The following is a 16354-nucleotide window of genomic DNA, read 5'->3' on the forward strand; positions in this document are numbered from 1 at the left end:
GGCATGGACTTCACCACGTTCTCCCCCGCTGTCGTCCTCGTCACCGTGGTGTTCATCGGCCTGGCGCCGTTCGTCGCGGTGATGGTGACGTCGTTCACCAAGATCGTGGTGGTGCTGAGCCTGCTGCGCAACGCGCTGGGCCTGCAGCAGGTACCGCCCAACGTGGTCATCAACGGCCTGGCGATCGTGCTGTCGATCTATGTGATGCATCCGGTGCTGCTCGAGACGCATGCGTCGGTGACCGCCTACATGGAAGGCAAGCCGCCGCCGGCATCGGTGCAGGCGCAGCTGGAGGCGCGCGCCGCGGGGCGGGCGCAGCGCGCCGCCAACCGCGAGCTCGCTCGCGTCCGCGCGGAACGTGCAGCGGGTGGTCCAGCGGCGACGCCTGCGACCACCGCCACCCCGGTGGAGCCGCCGCCCACCAGCCCCGCCGCGGCGGATGCGCTGCGCGCCGAGGCCGAGGCGATGGCTGCAGGCACCGCGGCCCAGGGCCCTGCGGATCCTGCCAGCGAGGCGCCGCAGGGACCATCGCGCGGTCCGCTGTTCGCGAACGTGCAGAACGGCACCGAGGACCCCGCCGCCGGCGAAGCGGCGGCCGGCGACGGCGGCCCCGTGGTGGTGACCGCGGTCGGCACGCCACCCGCGAAGCCCGCCACCGACGGTCCGATGGACGCGGCGCGCATGCTGGGCATCCTGGATGCCGGCAAGGAGCCGCTGCGCGGCTTCCTGATCAACCATTCCAACGATGCCGAGCGCGCGTTCTTCCTGCGCAGTGCGCAGCGCCTGATGCCCGCCGACCGCCGCGACGAGCTCGACGTCGACGACTTCATCGTGGTCGTGCCGGCGTTCACCGTGAGCGAGCTCGCGGCGGCGTTCCAGATCGGCTTCCTGATCTTCCTGCCGTTCCTGGTGATCGACCTGGTGGTGGCCAACATCCTGCTGGCGCTGGGCATGATGATGCTGTCGCCCACCACCATCTCGCTGCCGTTCAAGCTGCTGCTGTTCGTGCTGATCGACGGCTGGGCCAAGCTGGTGCACGGCCTGGTGCTGACCTACGGGAGCGCCTGGTAGTGAACGAGGTCCTGGAACTCACCAAGGAGGCGCTGTTCCTGACGATGCTGCTGTCGGGGCCACCGATCGGCGCCGCGGCGCTGGTCGGCCTGGTGATCGCGTTCCTGCAGGCCGCCACCCAGCTGCAGGAGCAGACGTTCGCCTACGCCTGCAAGTTCCTGGCGATCGTGCTGATGCTGTTCGTGACCGCGGCGCTGATCGGCGGTTCGCTGTACAGCTATGCGGACCGCATCTTCCGTGATTTCCCGGGACTGGTGCGGCAGTAGCGCGTGTTCGACTTCCTCGGCAATCCCCTGCTGGCGCTCGCGCTGACGCTGCCGCGCGTGGTGGGCGCGTTCGTCGTGCTGCCGCTGATGACCCAGCAGACCGTGCCGTCGATGGTGCGCAACAGCTTCATGGTCAGCCTGGCGATCATCGCGCTCCCAGTGGCGCTGGCCGGCATGCCGATGGAGTCGCTGGGCGCCGCGGAATGGCCGGTGATTGTGCTCAAGGAGCTGTTCATCGGCGTCGCCATCGGCTTCTGCTTCGGCATCGTGTTCTGGGCGATTGGCGCGGTTGGCAACGTGGTCGACACCCAGGTGGGCATGTCGATGGCATCGGTGTTCGATCCCATCCAGGGCCACACCGTCACCCTGCACGGCGAGTTCCTGTCGCAGCTGGCGGCGTGGCTGTTCATGGCCAGCGGCGCGTTCCTGGTGTTCCTCGACCTGCTGATGTCCAGCTATCTGCTGTGGCCGGTGACCTCGTATTTCCCGAACCTGCCGGCAGCTGGCATGAACCTGTTCGTCGGCCAGTTCAGTTACATGATGACGGCGATCCTGGTGATGGCGGCGCCCATCATGGTGATCCTCTTGATCATCGACCTGTCGTTCGGGCTGGTGAACCGCTACGCGCCGCAGCTCAACGTGTTCGCACTCACCCTGCCGATCAAGGCCTGGTTGGCCACGGCGCTGATCCTGATGCTGCTGGGCGTGTACATCGAGATCGTGCTCGAGCGCCTGGGCAGCAACCGTTACCTGCTGGGCGTGCTGCAGCAGGCGTTCGGCACCTGACCTGACCCGCGCCGCCGGGCTCAGTCGCCGCGACGGATGCCCTCGGCCCAGTGCAGGACCTCGGCCACGGCGTCGAAGAACTCGCCGCCGATGTACTCGTCCAGCTCGACCTTCTCGTTGAGTCCACGCGCGAGCGGGATGTTCTGCAGGATCGGCACGCCGGCCTCTTCGGCGGCGCGCTTGATCTCCTCGGCCTGGTGGCCCTCGCCCTTGGCCACGACCACCGGCAGGTCGTTGACCCCCGGCTCGAACTGCAGCGCGACGGCGATGTGGGTGGGGTTGGTCACGACGACGTTCGATCCTCGTACGGCATTGAGCATGGTCTGCTGCGACCACTCCTGGTGCAACTGCTTGCGGCGCTGCTTGATGTAGGGGTCGCCCTCGTTCTCCTTGACCTCCTGGCGGATGTCGCGCCGGCTCATGCGCAGCTGCTTGAGGTAGGAAAACTTCTGGTACCAGGCGTCGAGCACGGACACGAAGAAGAACACGAAGATCGTCCAGATCCCGATGCGCAGCAGCCCGTGCCAGATCGCGGTGGCCATGGCCTCGGGCGGCGCATGCGGCAGCAGCAGCAGGCTGTGGCGCATGCCGTACAGCACGAAGCCGCCGATGAAGATCAGTCCCGCGCTCTTGAAGAACGCCTTCACCAGCTCGACCAGGTTGTCCATGGAGAACATCTTCTTGATGCCCTCGACCGGGTTCAGCTTGGCCAGGTCCGGGGTGAGCTTTTTCATGCTCGCCACCGGCCCCGTCTGCAGGAACTCGGTCACCAGGCCCAGGAACACCGCCAGCAGCAGCAGCGGCAGGCACAGCCACATCAGGGTCCAGAACGCGAGCATGCCGACGTCGGGAAGCGCCTCGGCGAACGGGCGGCCGATGGAGGCCACGCTGGCCTCGAACAGCTGGCGCATGCGGTCCCACATGAAGCCCAGCATCATCCAAGCGCCCACCAGCCAGCCCAGCACCAGCACGGTGCTCGTCAGCTCCTTGCTCTTGGTGACATTGGCGTCCTTGCGCGCGTCGCGCAGCTTCTTCGAGGTGGGCTGCTCGGTCTTGTCGGCGCCCTGGTCCTTCGCCATCCCGTTCCCTGCCTGGTGTGCCGGTGCACGCTAGCATGCGCACGACGACAGGCCCGACGCCCCGTCTTCATGCCACCGTGGCGGAATTGAACGCCAGCCCGCCAAGCCGTCGCCATCTAGGGTTCCCCCGAGCTGGCAGGGCGGGAGCGGCGGCGTAGAGTTCCGCCATCGCCCCTCGTCCGTCCAGGATCCACGCAGCGAAATGAGCATCACCGGCCCCGATTCCCGCCTCAACGTCGCGTCCAGCCTGCACCGGATCGACAGCCCGCTCGACGACCTCCGTCGCCAGCAGGGCCGAGACGCGCACGAGGTACAGGGCACCGCACCGTCGGCCGAAGCCGACGTCGCACGGGCACCGCTCGCCGACGCGGGCGAATACATGCTCAACGCTCCGGCGTGGGAGTCCGGCGACGACCGCATGCTGGCCGGCGACCTCGCGCTGGAGTCCAGCCTGGGCGGCATGCCGCTGGCGCAGGCCGCGGAACACGCCGTCGACGCCGTGCTCGCCGCCTTCGCTTGAATCCCGTGCGCGGCAGCGACTGGCTGCCCGCAGCGCCAGGCCGTGATAATGCCGGCGACATGATCGACCCACTCCCCACGCCTGCCGCCCTGCGAACCGCCGCCGATCGCCTCGTCTCGGCGCTGGCCGCGCATTCCGATGCGGAATACCGGCTGGCCGTGCTCAAGCGCCTGGTGCGCCGGCTGGGCGAAGAGCAGTACCCGCTGTTCCTTCGCCTGGTGGGCGTGGTGGCCGAAAGCGACGACGAACGCGCGCAGCGCATCCTTGCCGAGACCTTCGGCACTGCGCTGCGGCGGATGGACCTGCCCGGCGGCGCGCTGAGCTCATGGGGCGCGACCAGCCTCCCCGACCCGGGCGCGCCGGTCGCGGCCAGTGCGCTGTCCGGGCATTTCTTCGGTGCCACCCCGCGACGGATGCTCGGACCGGTGGAGTACCTCACGGTCTGGCACCTGCAGCGCACCCAGCGCACGGCGCTGTCCGCGGACACGTTCCGCGGCAGCCTGGCGCGCATGATCGCCATGCTCAACCGCAGCGACGAGGCGCGTGCGCTCTACCCGCAGAAACTTGCCGCCGACGCACAGAACGAGCTCGAGGGCGCCTACACCCGCGCCACGCGCGAGCGCCTGGCGGCGATTGCCGCGGCGTGGGCGGCCGGGGAACCGCCCGACAAGGTGGCCGAGGCGGCCATCGACAGCGGCGCCAGCGCCAACCCCCATGGCTGGGTCGTGCGCGACCTCTGAGCCCTTCGCGCTTGCCGCCGGCGTCGGCCGACGGCCAAGATGGCTCAGCCTCCGGGGAGGGAAGCCGAGTGCCGCATCCACGAATCACCCTGCTGCCGCTGCTCGCAGCCGCCGCGCTGGCCTGTGCGGTTGCCGCCTGCAAGCCCGCACCGCAGGCGCCGGCCACGGCGCCGGTCCGCGGCGACACCAGCCGCCCGGTGCTGGCCGTGCAGCTGCTGAGCCGGCACCTGCGCGAGGACGACTTCGCCGCCTTCGCCCGTGACGCGGTACCGCCCGCGGTGCACACCCGCCTCGAACAGGCCTGGCGCGATGGCCGCAGCCGCTGGCCGCTGGACGAACTGCCCTTCAACGACCGCATCCCGTCGGTGCTGGCCGCGCTCGCCGCCCCGGACGCGGAAGCCACCCTGCGCAAGGACTTCGACCGTCAGTTCGCCGGTGCCGGCGCCGAGATCCGCGCCGCCGCGACCACGCTGGGCCTGTTTGGCGTGCAGTACGTGGACCACCAGGGTGACTTCAGCCCGGCCGAACGCGCCCACTACGCGCAACTGGTGACCGCCGTGGCGCGCTGGGCGCAGCGTGCGCCGCTGGCCGAGCGCGAACGCGCGCACGTGGCGATCGCGCGCCTGGCCACCGCGGCGCGTGCCGTGGAGCTCGCTGACGCCGACGCGGAGGCCTGGTCGGCCGCCGGCATGGATGCCTCGCTGCGCCGCATCGGCACCTTCAGCGGCGAAGCCAAGGCCGTGCTGGCCGGCTACGGGCTGGCCGTCGACGACAGCCTGGACGCACTGGAGGCCAGCCTGCACATGCAGGCCGGCGACTATGCCGAAGTCCGCCTGCGCTACCTGCTCGCCGGCGAGCAGATCGACGCCCTGGTCCCGGTTGAGCGCCTTGGCGGCCAGTGGTACATCAGTGACTTCCTGCGCCACGCCGAGTCCGCCGCGGGCGTGCCCGCCCGCCCTGCCACCCCGCAGCCGACGGCGCCGCTGCCCGATGGCCCGGCGGCGGCTCCCTGAAGGCGTGCGCGACCGGGCAACCGGCGCGCTTGGGCATAATGCCGACGATGCCTGACCAACCTTCCCTGTTCGACAGCAGCCCCGAGGCCGCGAGGCCCGGCGGCGCGGATGCCCCCGGCGCTGCCGCGCCCGAGGATCTTTCGCCGGGTGCTGCCGCGCCGGCCGACCTGCACGACACCCGCCCGCAACCGCCGGGCCCTGCGGTTGCGGACGTCCTGCGCGCGCCCGCCCGCCCGCGTGCGGCGCCGCGCGCGCAGCGCCCGCTGTGGGCGCGCCTGCTCGGCGGCATGCTGGCGCCCTGGATCGGGCTGAAGATCGAGCCGTCGGCCCCCGGCCCCACGATCGATGGGCGGCTGGTCTGCTACGTGCTCGAGGATTACGGGCTTTCCAACGCCCTGATCCTGGAACGCGCCTGCCGCGAAGCAGGCCTGCCGTCCCCGCTGCGGCCGCTCCCGGGTGACCCGCTGGGCCGCAAGCGCGCCTACGTGGCGCTGTCGCGGCGCAACGCCGGCAACGCGCTCGCCCTGGCGACGCAGATCGCCACCCAGCAGCGCAAGCCGCCGAAGAAGAGCCACTCCGACTCGCTGGCCCGCCTGCTCGAGGCGCATCGGCACGACCCGGGCCTGGACGTGCAGCTGGTGCCGGTCTCGATCTTCGTCGGCCGTTCGCCGGACAAGAACAGCGGCTGGTTCTCGGTGCTGTTCTCGGAGAACTGGACGATCGTCGGGCGTTTCCGGCGCCTGCTGGCGATCCTGCTCAATGGCCGCGACACCCTGGTGCGGTTCTCCCCGGCGATCGACCTGCAGGGCGTGATCACCGAGGGCCTCGAGCCGGAACGCGAGGTGCGCAAGCTGTCGCGCGTGCTGCGCACGCACTTCAACCGCATCCGCGCGGCGGTGATCGGCCCCGACCTGTCCACCCGCCGCCTGCTGGTCGACAAGGTGCTGTCCGCGCAGCCGGTGCGCGACGCCATTGCCGACCAGGCACGACGCGAAGGCGCGGTCGGCGACAAGGCGCAGGCCGAAGCCTGGAAGAAGGCGCACGGCTACGCCTACGAGATCGCGGCCGACTACGCGCATCCGGTGGTGCGCTCGGCCAGCTTCCTCCTGTCCACGGTCTGGAACCGGATCTTCCGCGGCGTGCTGGTGCACCACCTCGACAACCTCAAGGCCGCGGCGCCGGGCCATGAAGTGGTCTACGTGCCCTGCCACCGCAGCCACATGGACTACCTGCTGCTGAGCTACCTGCTGTACACGCGCGGCATCGTGCCGCCGCACATCGCCGCGGGCATCAACCTCAACCTGCCGGTGATCGGCACCATCCTGCGCAAGGGTGGCGCGTTCTTCATCCGGCGCAGCTTCCGCGGCAACGCGCTGTACTCGGCGGTGTTCACCGAATACGTGGCGCAACTGGTATCGGGCGGCTATTCCATCGAGTACTTCATCGAAGGCGGGCGTTCGCGCACCGGCCGCCTGCTGCAGCCCAAGGGCGGCATGGTGGCGATGACGGTGCGTGCGTTCCTGCGCCAGCCGACGCGGCCGGTGCTGTTCCAGCCGGTGTACATCGGCTACGAGAAGCTGATGGAGGGCAACAGCTACCTCGACGAGCTCTCCGGCAAGCCCAAGGAAGGCGAGTCGATCTGGGCGCTGCTGTGGGGCATCCCGAAAGTGCTGCGCCAGAACTACGGCCAGGTGGTGGTGAACTTCGGCCAGCCGATCGCGCTGGCCGACATGCTCGCCGAGCACGCCGGCGAGTGGGACGGCACGCCGCTGCCGGACGAGGAAAAACCCGGCTGGCTGTCGACCACGGTCGACGCCACCGCGCAGCGCATCCAGGAGCGCGTCAACAGCGCCGCCGACGTCAACCCGATCAACCTGCTGGCGCTCGCCCTGCTGTCCACGCCCAAGCACGCGATGGGCGAGGGCGACCTGACCGCGCAGATCGTGCTGTCGAAGAAGCTGCTGGACGAAGTGCCCTACAGCCCGCTGGTCACCGTGACCCCGCATTCTCCGGAACAGATCATCGCCCACGGCGAAGAGATCGGCGTGCTGCACCGCGTGGCGCATCCGCTCGGCGACGTGCTGCGCGTCGACGGCAACACCGCGGTGCTGCTGTCGTACTTCCGCAACAACGTGGTGCACCTGTTCACCGCCTCGGCGTGGATCGCGTGCTGCTTCCTGCACAACCGGCGCATGGCGCGCGACAGCCTGCTGCGCATCGGCCGTGCGATGTACCCGTTCCTGCAGGGCGAGCTGTTCCTGCCCTGGGACGAGGACGGGTTTGCCGGACGCATCGACCAGACCATCGCGCTGTTCATCCGCGAGGGCCTGCTCGAGCGCGTCGGCGACGACGACGGCGGCATCCTCGCCCGCCACGCAGGCCAGTCCGACGAGGTGTTCCGCCTGCGCGCGCTCGGGCATCCGCTGCAGCAGGCGTTCGAGCGCTACTACATCGCGATATCGGTGCTGGCCAAGAACGGTTCCGGCGCGCTCGGCACCGGCGAACTGGAAACCCTGTGCCAGCTGGCGGCACAGCGCCTGAGCCTGCTGTACGCCCCGGCGGCACCGGAGTTCTTCGACAAGACCCTGTTCCGCGGCTTCATCCAGAAGCTGCGCGAGCTCGGCCTGGTGAAGCTGGACCACAACAGCAAGCTCGCGTTCGACCAGCGCCTGGACACCTGGGCCAAGGACGCCAAGCTGATCCTCGGCCGCGAGCTGCGCCACACCATCGAGAAGATCAGCCCCGAGGCGGCCAAGCGGCAGCCCGAGCCCGCGGCAACGGACCAGGCCGCGGACGCGTCCGGGGGCTGAGCGTCCGCGGGCTATGCCGGACGCCGCCGGCGGCGGCACAATGCCCGCGGCGTCGGTGGACGCGACGCCCGGGGGGGACACCTGCATGCCTCTTGCGAACCGCATTGAACGCGGCGCGTCCGGCCGCGCATCGACGACAGGGAGTTGTGCCATGCGATTCAACCGGACCTTGCTTGCGCTCGCCGCCTTCGCGGCCGCCACCGTGGCCCACGCCGCCGACAAGCCCGAGGGCTACCTGTGCTGCAACATGCGCAGCTACGGCAGCGAGATGAGCGACATCAACTACGATGAAGAAGGCATGTCGATCGTGCCGTTCGGCACGCCGGTGAAGGTCGCCGGCCAGGGCCCGAAGAAGCTGCGGCTCCTGATCGGCGGCAAACGCCACGTGCTCGCCAACGACTACAGCCGCGACCTCGGCAGCGCGCGCTTCACGCAGCGCTACGTGGTGGCGGAGGATCCGCGGATCGCCGCGGCGGCATTCCCGGACAAGATCCGCGATGCCATCGCCAGCGCGCGCCTGACCGCCGGCATGACCCGCGAACAGGTGCTGATGTCGCTGGGCTATCCGATCAGCAGCGAAAACCCCGATCTCGCCGCCAATGTCTGGCGCTACTGGCGCAGCAGCTTCGACGAGATCCAGGTGGCATTCGACGCCGGCGGCCGGGTGTCCGAGATCAGTGCCGACGTGCTGACGCGACAGCAGGTCTGGGTGCCCTGAGCATCCGCGGCGGGGCCTGCATGGCCCCGCTGCGGCTCGAGGCCGCTTCGCTGGTGACCGCAGCGAAGTGATCGGCGTGGCTCAGGCGGGTTCGTCGGGGATCAGCGCCGATTCCAGGCGCTCGATGCAATCCTTCAGCTGCAGCTTGCGCTTCTTGAGGCGCTTCACCTCGAGCTCGTCCGCCGCGATGGATGCCTGCAGGCCGGCGATCGCGGCGTCGAGGTCGCGATGCTCGGCCTTCAGCTCGACCAGCCGGCGTACGAGTCGAGCCTGCTCTGAAGTGTCGGAGAAGTGCATGGCGGTCCGAGGTTACACGCTGTGCGCGCAGCCGGCACCCGGCCCGCAGTGGGTGCGAATGGCCGCGCCGCGGCACCGTGGCATTCAGCCGGCGTCGTAGAAGTTGCCGCGCTGGCTGTACATCTCCAGGCCACCGTCCGCCGGGCCCATCATCCACAGTTCTTCGTGGACGTAGATGCGCCCGCCGCTGGCGGACATGGGGGTCCAGCGCCGCTCCAGGTAGACCACGCAGCCGTCCACGCCCACCGTGCACTCGACCTGCCAGCCCCGGTTGTCGCGATAGCGGCGCGCGACCATGGCGCCGCCTTCGATCTCCCAGCGCAGGGGGCTGCTGGTGGATACGCCGTCGCCGACATTGAGCTGGTAGCCGGTCTGGCCCGGACCGTCGAGCACGATGTGGAAGTCGAAGCGATATTCGTCGTGGATCGCCTGGCCGATGGCGAAGCCCGAACGCCACGCCCGCGCCACGCCCGCCGCATCGAAAGCCAGGCTGCCATCGCGTACCGCGGATAGCGCGAAGTCGGATCTCAGCAGCCCGCCCGGCAGCACGAAGCTGGCCAGCACGCCCTCGCCCTTGCGCCCGTCGCGCATCAGGCGGCGCACACGCATGTGCTCGCCATCGGCATACGCCAGGCTGAGGTTGCCGTCCGCCTCGAGTGACCAGGTGAATGCCTGGCCGTCGTCGAGCACGATGCCGGTGCCGCCCGGCAGGAAGCGGTGCGGCGCATGGCCTTGGGTCGCATCGCCGCCACCCGACAGGGTGAACGCTTCCGGGCGGTGCAGCGGCAGGGTGCGCACCCCGGGGATTTCCGCTGCCACGAACGGGATGCCGGTGGCACCGTCGCGGTAGGACAGCCGCAGCAGGTGGGCCGTGTACAGCTCGTCGGGCGCTCCCGGGTTGTCCGGGTAGCGCAGGCGCGTATGCACCGTCACGGCGACCAGGTCGCGCCCGCTGCCCAGGCCCTCCACCAGCAGGCGATGGTCGAGGCGCTCCACGCTGCGCAGGCGGCGCGTCGCGATGCCATCGAGCCAGCCGTCTTCCTCGGTGACCGCCGGCGCGTGCGGAACCACGCGCATGCTGCCCGCGCCGAATGTCCATCCAGCGCTGGGGTCCGCGGTGGGGTGGGTCGCATGGAACTGCCCCGCTCCGCCCGCCTGCAGGTCGAGGCGCTCACCCTCGATCAGGCCGACCCGGACATTGCCCCCCGCAGCCGGCGATGCCAGCGAGCGGGCGCCGAGAAAGTCCTCGGGCCTCGCGATCGGCAGCACCGCATCGTCGAACATCGTCGCCAGGGCTGCCACCCGCAGCGCCAGCGCGTCATCGGCGTCGACCGCGGCGATGAAGGCCCGGTACGCATCCGCGTCGCTGATCAGCGCAAGGGTGTCCGTGATCCCGGCGGGCAGCGGATAGTCCCCGTCGGCCACCAGCTTGATGGCCGCGGCCATCTCCAGCAGCGCCGCGGCGTCGTACGCACCCAGCGCCGCGTGCAGCCCGGCTTCGGACGCGACCGGCGCTCCGCCGTTGGCCAGCTGCAGCAGGTAGGCGAGTGCGGAGCTGAGACGGCTGAGCTGCACCTGGCTGTTCTCGTCGCGGGTCAGCACGCCGTCGGCCCCGGCTTCGCCGCGCAGCCGCCCTACGGTGCCCGGCACGGCCAGCAGGGCCACGTCGCCCGATGACGCCGACAGGGTCACCATGTCGCCGGGCAGGCCGATCACCTCGAGCCGGTAGCGGCCGTCCGCCCCTGCCCGCGCCCGGAACACGTGGCCGCCAACGCCGGCCGCGACATGCGCGTTGCCGCCAGCGTCGGTCACGGCGCCATCGAGCACCACTGCGTCGCCCACGAGGATCTCCACGCTGGCAATGCCGAAGCTGCGCCCGGTCTTGACCGAGTACTGGATGCGGTCACGCCCTGCGAAGCCCGGCGCCGGCGTGTACACCACCCTGCGACCCACCACGGAGGCGCTGCCGTGTGCCGGATGCCGGTACAGGCGCAGGTCGGTGCTGGCCGTCACGCCGGGATCGTTGGCCAGCACGTCGATGGTGACGGGACGATCGCGGACGGTGAGCGTGCTGTCGTCGGCCGGCGCGTGGTTGAGGCCGGCGGCTACCGCGGCGCCAACGGAAAGGGTCGCGACGGCAAGCAACGCGCTGGATCTGGTGGTCATGTGCAAGGCCCGATGCGGCGCGGCCAGCCACGACGGCACCGCGCAATCCAGACACATACGTACTGCGGTGTCGAAAACCGCCACCCCGGTAGAATGGCCCGCTGATGAGCACCGTCCTGCCCCTCGCCGAACCGACCCCGCGCAAGCCGCGCGCCGACACCCCGGCACCGCAGCTGGCCAAGCGCCTGCGCCACCAGGTCGGTCGCGCGATCGCCGATTTCGGCATGATCGAAGACGGCGACAAGGTGATGGTGTGCCTGTCCGGCGGCAAGGACAGCTACACCCTGCTGGACATCCTGCTGCAGCTGCAGAAGAAGGCGCCGGTGTCGTTCTCGCTCACCGCGGTCAACCTCGACCAGAAGCAGCCGGGGTTTCCGGCGCACGTGCTGCCCGACTACCTGCGCGCGCTCGGCGTGGACTTCCACGTCATCGAACAGGACACCTATTCGGTGGTCGCGCGCGTCGTGCCGGAAGGCAAGACCATGTGCTCGCTGTGCTCGCGCCTGCGCCGCGGCGCGCTGTACGCGCACGCCGCCGAGCACGGCTTCACGCGCATCGCGCTGGGCCACCACCGCGACGACATGGTGGCGACGTTCTTCCTCAACATGTTCTTCCACGCGAAGCTCGCCGGCATGCCGCCGAAGCTGCTGAGCGACGACGGCCGCCACCTGGTGATCCGCCCGCTGGCCTACGTGGCGGAAGCCGATATCGCCGCCTATGCCGATGCCATGCGCTTCCCGATCATCCCCTGCAACCTGTGCGGCTCGCAGGAGAACCTGCAGCGCAGGCACGTGCAGCGCATGATGGCGGACTGGGAGCGCGAGACGCCCGGCCGCATCGACCAGATCGCGCGCGCGCTCGGCGACGTGCGCCCGTCGCAGCTGGGCGACCCGGCGCTGTTCGACTTCGCCGGCCTCGGCCGCAGCGACGCCGGGCCCGCCCCCCGTACCGAGCACTGACCCCCACGCCCGATGGGCGTCTTCCCGCATCCGCGGGAACGACGCGCCATTGCCCCCGACACACCGATCCTGGATTGCCCCCGCATGTTCTTTCGCAACCTCACGCTGTTCCGCTTCCCCACCTCGCTCGACCTCGCCGCACTCGAAGACGCGCTTGCCGCGCAGCCGCTGAAGCCGGTCGGCCCGCTGGAACTCTCCTCGCGCGGTTTCGTCGCGCCGCTCGGCCGTGACACCGAAGCCTTCGCCCACCGCGTGCCCGACGCCATCTGGGTGGCCGTGGGAGGCGAGGACCGCCTGCTGCCGTCGGCGGTGGTCAACGACATGCTCGCGCGCAAGCTCGACGAGCTGGAAGAACGCGAAGGCCGCCGCCCCGGCGGGCGCGCGCGCAAGCGCCTCAAGGACGACCTGGTGCACGAGCTGCTGCCGCGTGCGTTCGTGCGCCCGACGCGCACCGACGCCATGATCGACCTGAAGAACGGGCTGTGCATCGTCGACTCCTCGTCGCGCAAGAGCGCCGAGGCGGTGGTGTCGCAGCTGCGCGAGGCGCTGGGCAGCTTCCCGGCCCTGCCGCTGAATGCGGAAGTCGCGCCGCGCAGCGTGCTGACCGGCTGGATCGCCGGCGAGAAGCTTCCCGACGGCCTGACGCTCGGCGAGGAATGCGAGATGAAGGACGCCAACGACAAGGGCGCGGTGGTGAAGTGCCAGCGCCAGGACCTCGGCAGCGACGAGATCACCCACCACCTCGAGGCCGGAAAGCAGGTCACCCGCCTGGCGCTCAACCTCGACGACCACGTGTCGTTCGTGCTCGGCGAAGACCTGGTGGTGCGCAAGCTGAAGTTCCTCGACGGCGTGGTCGACCAGCTCGACAGCGGCGACCGCGCCGACCAGCGCGCGGAGCTCGACGCGCAGTTCGCGCTGATGTCGGCCGAAGTGCGGCGCCTGTTCGAAGTGCTCGAGCCCGCGCTCAAGCTGTCGCGCGTCGACGCCTGAACGCGGTGCATCGCAACGTCGTCGCACGCGCGCATGCATCACGCATGCGCGTTGCGTGCGCGCACCGGTAGAATGCGCGCATGTCGTCCCTGCTCCGCCTGCTGCTTCCGAAGTCCATTGCACCGGGCACCCGCAACGTCCAGCGCGACACCGTCGCGCTCGCGATGGACGATGGCAGCTCCATCGATGTGCTGCGCGTGCGCGACCCGCGCGCGCGGCGCGTGCGCCTGTCGGTCGATGAACGCGGCGCGCGCCTGACGCTGCCGCCGCGCGCCAGCCTGGATGCGGGCGAGCGTTTCCTGCGCGAACACAGCGACTGGCTGCAGGCGCAGCTGCGCGCGCATGCCATCGACCACATCACGCCGCTGCAGCGTGGCGTCACCGACGCGCTGCCGCTGCGGGGCGAACTGCTGCCGCTGCGCTGGGAGCGCGGGCGCTTCGCCTGCGTGGTGCGCGATGCCGACGGCCTGGTGTTCCGCGACACCGCGCGTGGCGGCGGCACCGCGCTGCGCCGCGCACTGCGCGAGTTCTACGAGAGCGAAGCGCGCGCCGACGTCGGCCGCTGGCTGCCCGGCTACCTGCCCGGCCTGCCGCGGGCGCCCGCGCGCATGCGCCTGAAGCCGATGTCCTCGCAGTGGGGTTCGCTGGCGCCGGACGGCACGCTCGCGCTCGACCTGGCGCTGGTGCTCGGCCGGCCGTCGGCGTTCGAATACGTGCTGGTGCACGAGCTCTGCCACCTGCTGCGGCCCGATCATTCGCCGGCGTTCTGGCACGAGGTGGAGGCGCGCTGCCCGGACTGGCGCGCCGAGCGCGACTATTTCCGCAGCGAAGGCCGCCAGCTCAAGGCCGCGCTGCGCGTGCTGCTGTCCGGGGACACCGCTTCCCCGCCTTGACGGGCGCCTGCGGCGCGGCGCTCAGCGGACGAGGAAATCGCCGATCGCGTCGGCAACCGCCTGCGGATCTTCCATGTGCAGGTGGTGGCTGCCGGCGATGATGGTCATGTCGCCATCGGGCAGGCGCGCGGCGCGAGCGCGGCGCAGCGCATCCGGCAGGTAGACCTGCGCGGGGTCGGCGAACACCACCCGTGTCGGGCAGGTGATGCCGGCCACCAGGTCGTCGACCTGCGCCTCGGTCATGCGCACCATGGTCGGCAGGGTCAGGCGCGGATCGCTGCTCCAGCTCCAGCCACCTTCCACCGCCAGCACGCCGCGCTCCACCAGCAGCCGTGCCACCGGTTCTGTCAGCCCGTTGGCCTTCATGCGCGCGCGCACCGCGATCTCGAGGTCGGGGAACACGCGCAGGCGCTTGCCGGGCAGCGCGCGGGTCGCGGCCACGGCATCGCGCAGCCGCGAGACGGTGTTCTCCGGCGTTTCCGCCAGCGCGCCCAGCGCCTCGATCGCCACCAGCCGCGTCACCCGCTCGGGGCACGCGGCGGCCACCAGGCTGGCGATGCCGGCGCCCATTGAATGGCCGAGCAGCGCGAAGCGCTCCCAGCCGAGCGCGTCGGCGATGTCGAGCACCGAATGCACGGCGCCGGCGAACGAATAGTCGGCGCCCGCGGCGAGGTGGTCGCTGGCGCCGTGCCCGGGCAGGTCGACCGCGCGCAGGTCGACGCCCGCGAGGTGCGGTGCCAGTGGAATGAAGCTCGCGGCGTTGTCGAGCCAGCCATGCAAGGCCAGCACCGGCGTCGCACCCGCCGTTCCGGCGCTCAGGCCGCGCACCTTGCCCAGCGGCACGTCGAGTTCGAAGGCGTCCATCAGCGCCACGCCGCAAGTTCGCGCATGGCGATGGCCGCGATCGCGTCGGCGTGCGCCGGCGCGTCGTTGAGGCAGGGGATGTAGGCGAGCGTCTCGCCACCATGTTCGCGGAACAGTTCCGCGTTCTGGATCGCGATCTCCTCGAGCGTCTCCAGGCAGTCGGCCGAGAAGCCCGGGCAGACCACGTCGACGCGGCGCGTGCCGGCTCCTGCCAGCGCGCGCAACGTGGCGTCGGTCGCGGGCTTGAGCCAGGCGCCCGCACCGAAGCGCGACTGGAACGCGGTCTGCCATTCGCCGTCCTCGAGTCCAAGCGCGGCGACGATCGCCTGCGCCCCGGCATGGCACTGGCGCTCGTAGGGATCACCGGCATCCACCAGCCGCTGCGGGATGCCATGGAACGAGAACAGCAGCAGTTCGCCGCGGCCGTTGGCCTGCCAGTGCGCGCGGATCGACGCGGCCACCGCGTGCACCCAGCCGGGATCCACCGAATACTCGTCGACCACGCGCACCTGTGCGGCCGGCATCACCCTGCGCACCACGTCGACCACCGACGCGGTGGTGGTGGTGGAGTACTGCGGATACAGCGGCAGCACCACCACCCGCCCGTCGCGGTCGCGTGCGGCGACGAGTTCTGCTTCCAGCACCGGCGCGCCGTAGCGCATCGCGTGCACCACGCGCACGCCGGGCATGCGCGCCTGCACCGCTTCGGCCAGCCGGCGCGTGTGCACCGCCAGCGGCGAGCCGCCGTCCATCCACACCTGTTCGTACTTGTGCGCGACCGCCTTCGAGCGCCGCGGCAGCACCGCCAGGCGCAGGATCGGCTGCCACAGCCAGCGCGGCAGCGCGACCACGCGCGGATCGGACAGGAATTCGGCGAGGTACGTGCGGATGGCCTCGGGCGTCGGCGCCGCGGGCGTACCGAGGTTGACCAGCAACAGCGTGTCGCCGGGGGCGGGATGGAGTTCGGTCATGGGCGATGGCTTCGCGGGATGCGCGTGGCGTTCGGCAACAGGCGCCAGTCTAAGGGTTCGCCGCCTCATCGCCGATTCATCGCGCTGCGCATAGCCTGACGGCCTTCGCGCCGCGGTCGACATCGTGCCCGCTCGACAGCACGCGCCACCCGCCGCATCCTCGTGCCATCCCTTTCCGGAGTCCGCCATGTCCGCCACGCGTAACCAGCTC

The 16354-nt window shown here is 70.6% G+C and carries 16 protein-coding genes and 1 pseudogene; 12 read left to right on the top strand and 5 right to left on the bottom strand.

Translation table 11 applies throughout. The features are described from left to right. Positions 1-3: 3 nt before the first annotated feature. The 4 genes and pseudogenes from JGR64_RS13270 to sctT form a co-directional block, all read left to right on the top strand. Positions 4-249, top strand: a pseudogene (locus JGR64_RS13270) (hypothetical protein); the annotation flags it as partial. After that, positions 250-1071: an EscR/YscR/HrcR family type III secretion system export apparatus protein gene (locus JGR64_RS14010; protein ID WP_343225152.1), complete on the top strand. Its 822-nt coding sequence runs from the start codon at positions 250-252 to the stop codon at positions 1069-1071. After that, complete coding sequence (gene sctS, locus JGR64_RS13280; RefSeq protein WP_199374031.1) at positions 1071-1337, top strand: type III secretion system export apparatus subunit SctS; 267 nt, start codon at positions 1071-1073, stop codon at positions 1335-1337. The genes JGR64_RS14010 and sctS overlap by 1 nt, the downstream gene beginning before the upstream one ends. Before the next feature lie 3 nt (positions 1338-1340). Further along, a complete protein-coding gene (gene sctT, locus JGR64_RS13285) occupies positions 1341-2123 on the top strand; it encodes a type III secretion system export apparatus subunit SctT (protein WP_199374033.1) in 783 nt (260 codons plus the stop codon). Positions 2124-2143: 20 nt separating this feature from the next. On the opposite strand, the gene sctU is transcribed toward sctT, so the two are convergent. Beyond that, positions 2144-3202: a type III secretion system export apparatus subunit SctU gene (gene sctU / locus JGR64_RS13290; RefSeq protein WP_199374036.1), complete on the bottom strand. Its 1059-nt coding sequence runs from the start codon at positions 3200-3202 to the stop codon at positions 2144-2146. 202 nt (positions 3203-3404) lie between these two features. Here sctU and JGR64_RS13295 point away from each other — a divergent pair, with 202 nt between their 5' ends. The 5 genes from JGR64_RS13295 (at position 3405) to JGR64_RS13315 (ending at position 9003) form a co-directional block, all read left to right on the top strand. After that, positions 3405-3722, top strand: coding sequence for a hypothetical protein (locus JGR64_RS13295; protein ID WP_199374038.1), 318 nt, complete (start codon positions 3405-3407; stop codon positions 3720-3722). 59 nt (positions 3723-3781) lie between these two features. Continuing rightward, on the top strand, positions 3782-4462 hold the full coding sequence (locus JGR64_RS13300) for a hypothetical protein (RefSeq protein ID WP_199374040.1): 681 nt from the start codon (positions 3782-3784) through the stop codon (positions 4460-4462). Between the two features lie 68 nt (positions 4463-4530). Next, on the top strand, positions 4531-5475 hold the full coding sequence (locus JGR64_RS13305; protein WP_199374041.1) for a hypothetical protein: 945 nt from the start codon (positions 4531-4533) through the stop codon (positions 5473-5475). Positions 5476-5522: 47 nt separating this feature from the next. Then, positions 5523-8285 carry a glycerol-3-phosphate 1-O-acyltransferase PlsB gene (plsB, locus tag JGR64_RS13310; RefSeq protein ID WP_199374043.1) on the top strand — a complete coding sequence of 921 codons (2763 nt, stop codon included), beginning with the start codon at positions 5523-5525 and terminating at the stop codon, positions 8283-8285. A gap of 151 nt (positions 8286-8436) precedes the next feature. After that, positions 8437-9003, top strand: a complete 567-nt coding sequence (locus JGR64_RS13315; protein ID WP_199374045.1) for a hypothetical protein — start codon at positions 8437-8439, stop codon at positions 9001-9003. A gap of 81 nt (positions 9004-9084) precedes the next feature. On the opposite strand, the gene JGR64_RS13320 is transcribed toward JGR64_RS13315, so the two are convergent. Further along, on the bottom strand, positions 9085-9300 hold the full coding sequence (locus tag JGR64_RS13320; RefSeq protein WP_199374047.1) for a YdcH family protein: 216 nt from the start codon (positions 9298-9300) through the stop codon (positions 9085-9087). Positions 9301-9384: 84 nt separating this feature from the next. Beyond that, positions 9385-11466 (bottom strand): Ig-like domain-containing protein, encoded by a 2082-nt coding sequence (locus tag JGR64_RS13325; protein ID WP_199374050.1) that lies wholly within the window; start codon positions 11464-11466, stop codon positions 9385-9387. Positions 11467-11570: 104 nt separating this feature from the next. On the opposite strand from JGR64_RS13325, the gene ttcA reads away from it, so the two are divergent. The 3 genes from ttcA to JGR64_RS13340 all read left to right on the top strand — a co-directional run bounded on the left by ttcA (position 11571) and on the right by JGR64_RS13340 (position 14308). Beyond that, positions 11571-12425 (top strand): tRNA 2-thiocytidine(32) synthetase TtcA, encoded by an 855-nt coding sequence (gene ttcA / locus JGR64_RS13330; RefSeq protein ID WP_199374053.1) that lies wholly within the window; start codon positions 11571-11573, stop codon positions 12423-12425. A gap of 84 nt (positions 12426-12509) precedes the next feature. Beyond that, positions 12510-13415: a recombination-associated protein RdgC gene (locus JGR64_RS13335; protein WP_199374055.1), complete on the top strand. Its 906-nt coding sequence runs from the start codon at positions 12510-12512 to the stop codon at positions 13413-13415. An 80-nt stretch (positions 13416-13495) separates the two neighbouring features. Further along, positions 13496-14308, top strand: coding sequence for a SprT family zinc-dependent metalloprotease (locus JGR64_RS13340; protein ID WP_199374057.1), 813 nt, complete (start codon positions 13496-13498; stop codon positions 14306-14308). Positions 14309-14329: 21 nt separating this feature from the next. Here the strand turns inward: JGR64_RS13340 and JGR64_RS13345 are convergent, their stop codons facing one another. Next, positions 14330-15172: an alpha/beta hydrolase gene (locus JGR64_RS13345; RefSeq protein WP_199374059.1), complete on the bottom strand. Its 843-nt coding sequence runs from the start codon at positions 15170-15172 to the stop codon at positions 14330-14332. After that, positions 15172-16143, bottom strand: a complete 972-nt coding sequence (gene hemH, locus JGR64_RS13350) for a ferrochelatase (RefSeq protein ID WP_199374061.1) — start codon at positions 16141-16143, stop codon at positions 15172-15174. The genes JGR64_RS13345 and hemH overlap by 1 nt, the downstream gene beginning before the upstream one ends. Positions 16144-16354 lie beyond the last annotated feature (211 nt).

The sequence above is a fragment of the Luteimonas sp. MC1572 genome (genome assembly GCF_016615815.1).
Taxonomy (GTDB): domain Bacteria; phylum Pseudomonadota; class Gammaproteobacteria; order Xanthomonadales; family Xanthomonadaceae; genus Luteimonas.

What these genes read in the sequence shown, in the direction of transcription:
- JGR64_RS14010 (WP_343225152.1), top strand. Translation starts at nt 250, where the DNA reads ATGGAAGGCAAGCCGCCGCCGGCATCGGTGCAGGCGCAGCTGGAGGCG.
- sctU (WP_199374036.1), bottom strand. Translation starts at nt 3,202, where the DNA reads ATGGCGAAGGACCAGGGCGCCGACAAGACCGAGCAGCCCACCTCGAAG.
- JGR64_RS13295 (WP_199374038.1), top strand. Translation starts at nt 3,405, where the DNA reads ATGAGCATCACCGGCCCCGATTCCCGCCTCAACGTCGCGTCCAGCCTG.
- JGR64_RS13300 (WP_199374040.1), top strand. Translation starts at nt 3,782, where the DNA reads ATGATCGACCCACTCCCCACGCCTGCCGCCCTGCGAACCGCCGCCGAT.
- plsB (WP_199374043.1), top strand. Translation starts at nt 5,523, where the DNA reads ATGCCTGACCAACCTTCCCTGTTCGACAGCAGCCCCGAGGCCGCGAGG.
- JGR64_RS13315 (WP_199374045.1), top strand. Translation starts at nt 8,437, where the DNA reads ATGCGATTCAACCGGACCTTGCTTGCGCTCGCCGCCTTCGCGGCCGCC.
- JGR64_RS13320 (WP_199374047.1), bottom strand. Translation starts at nt 9,300, where the DNA reads ATGCACTTCTCCGACACTTCAGAGCAGGCTCGACTCGTACGCCGGCTG.
- JGR64_RS13325 (WP_199374050.1), bottom strand. Translation starts at nt 11,466, where the DNA reads ATGACCACCAGATCCAGCGCGTTGCTTGCCGTCGCGACCCTTTCCGTT.
- ttcA (WP_199374053.1), top strand. Translation starts at nt 11,571, where the DNA reads ATGAGCACCGTCCTGCCCCTCGCCGAACCGACCCCGCGCAAGCCGCGC.
- JGR64_RS13335 (WP_199374055.1), top strand. Translation starts at nt 12,510, where the DNA reads ATGTTCTTTCGCAACCTCACGCTGTTCCGCTTCCCCACCTCGCTCGAC.
- JGR64_RS13340 (WP_199374057.1), top strand. Translation starts at nt 13,496, where the DNA reads ATGTCGTCCCTGCTCCGCCTGCTGCTTCCGAAGTCCATTGCACCGGGC.
- JGR64_RS13345 (WP_199374059.1), bottom strand. Translation starts at nt 15,172, where the DNA reads ATGGACGCCTTCGAACTCGACGTGCCGCTGGGCAAGGTGCGCGGCCTG.
- hemH (WP_199374061.1), bottom strand. Translation starts at nt 16,143, where the DNA reads ATGACCGAACTCCATCCCGCCCCCGGCGACACGCTGTTGCTGGTCAAC.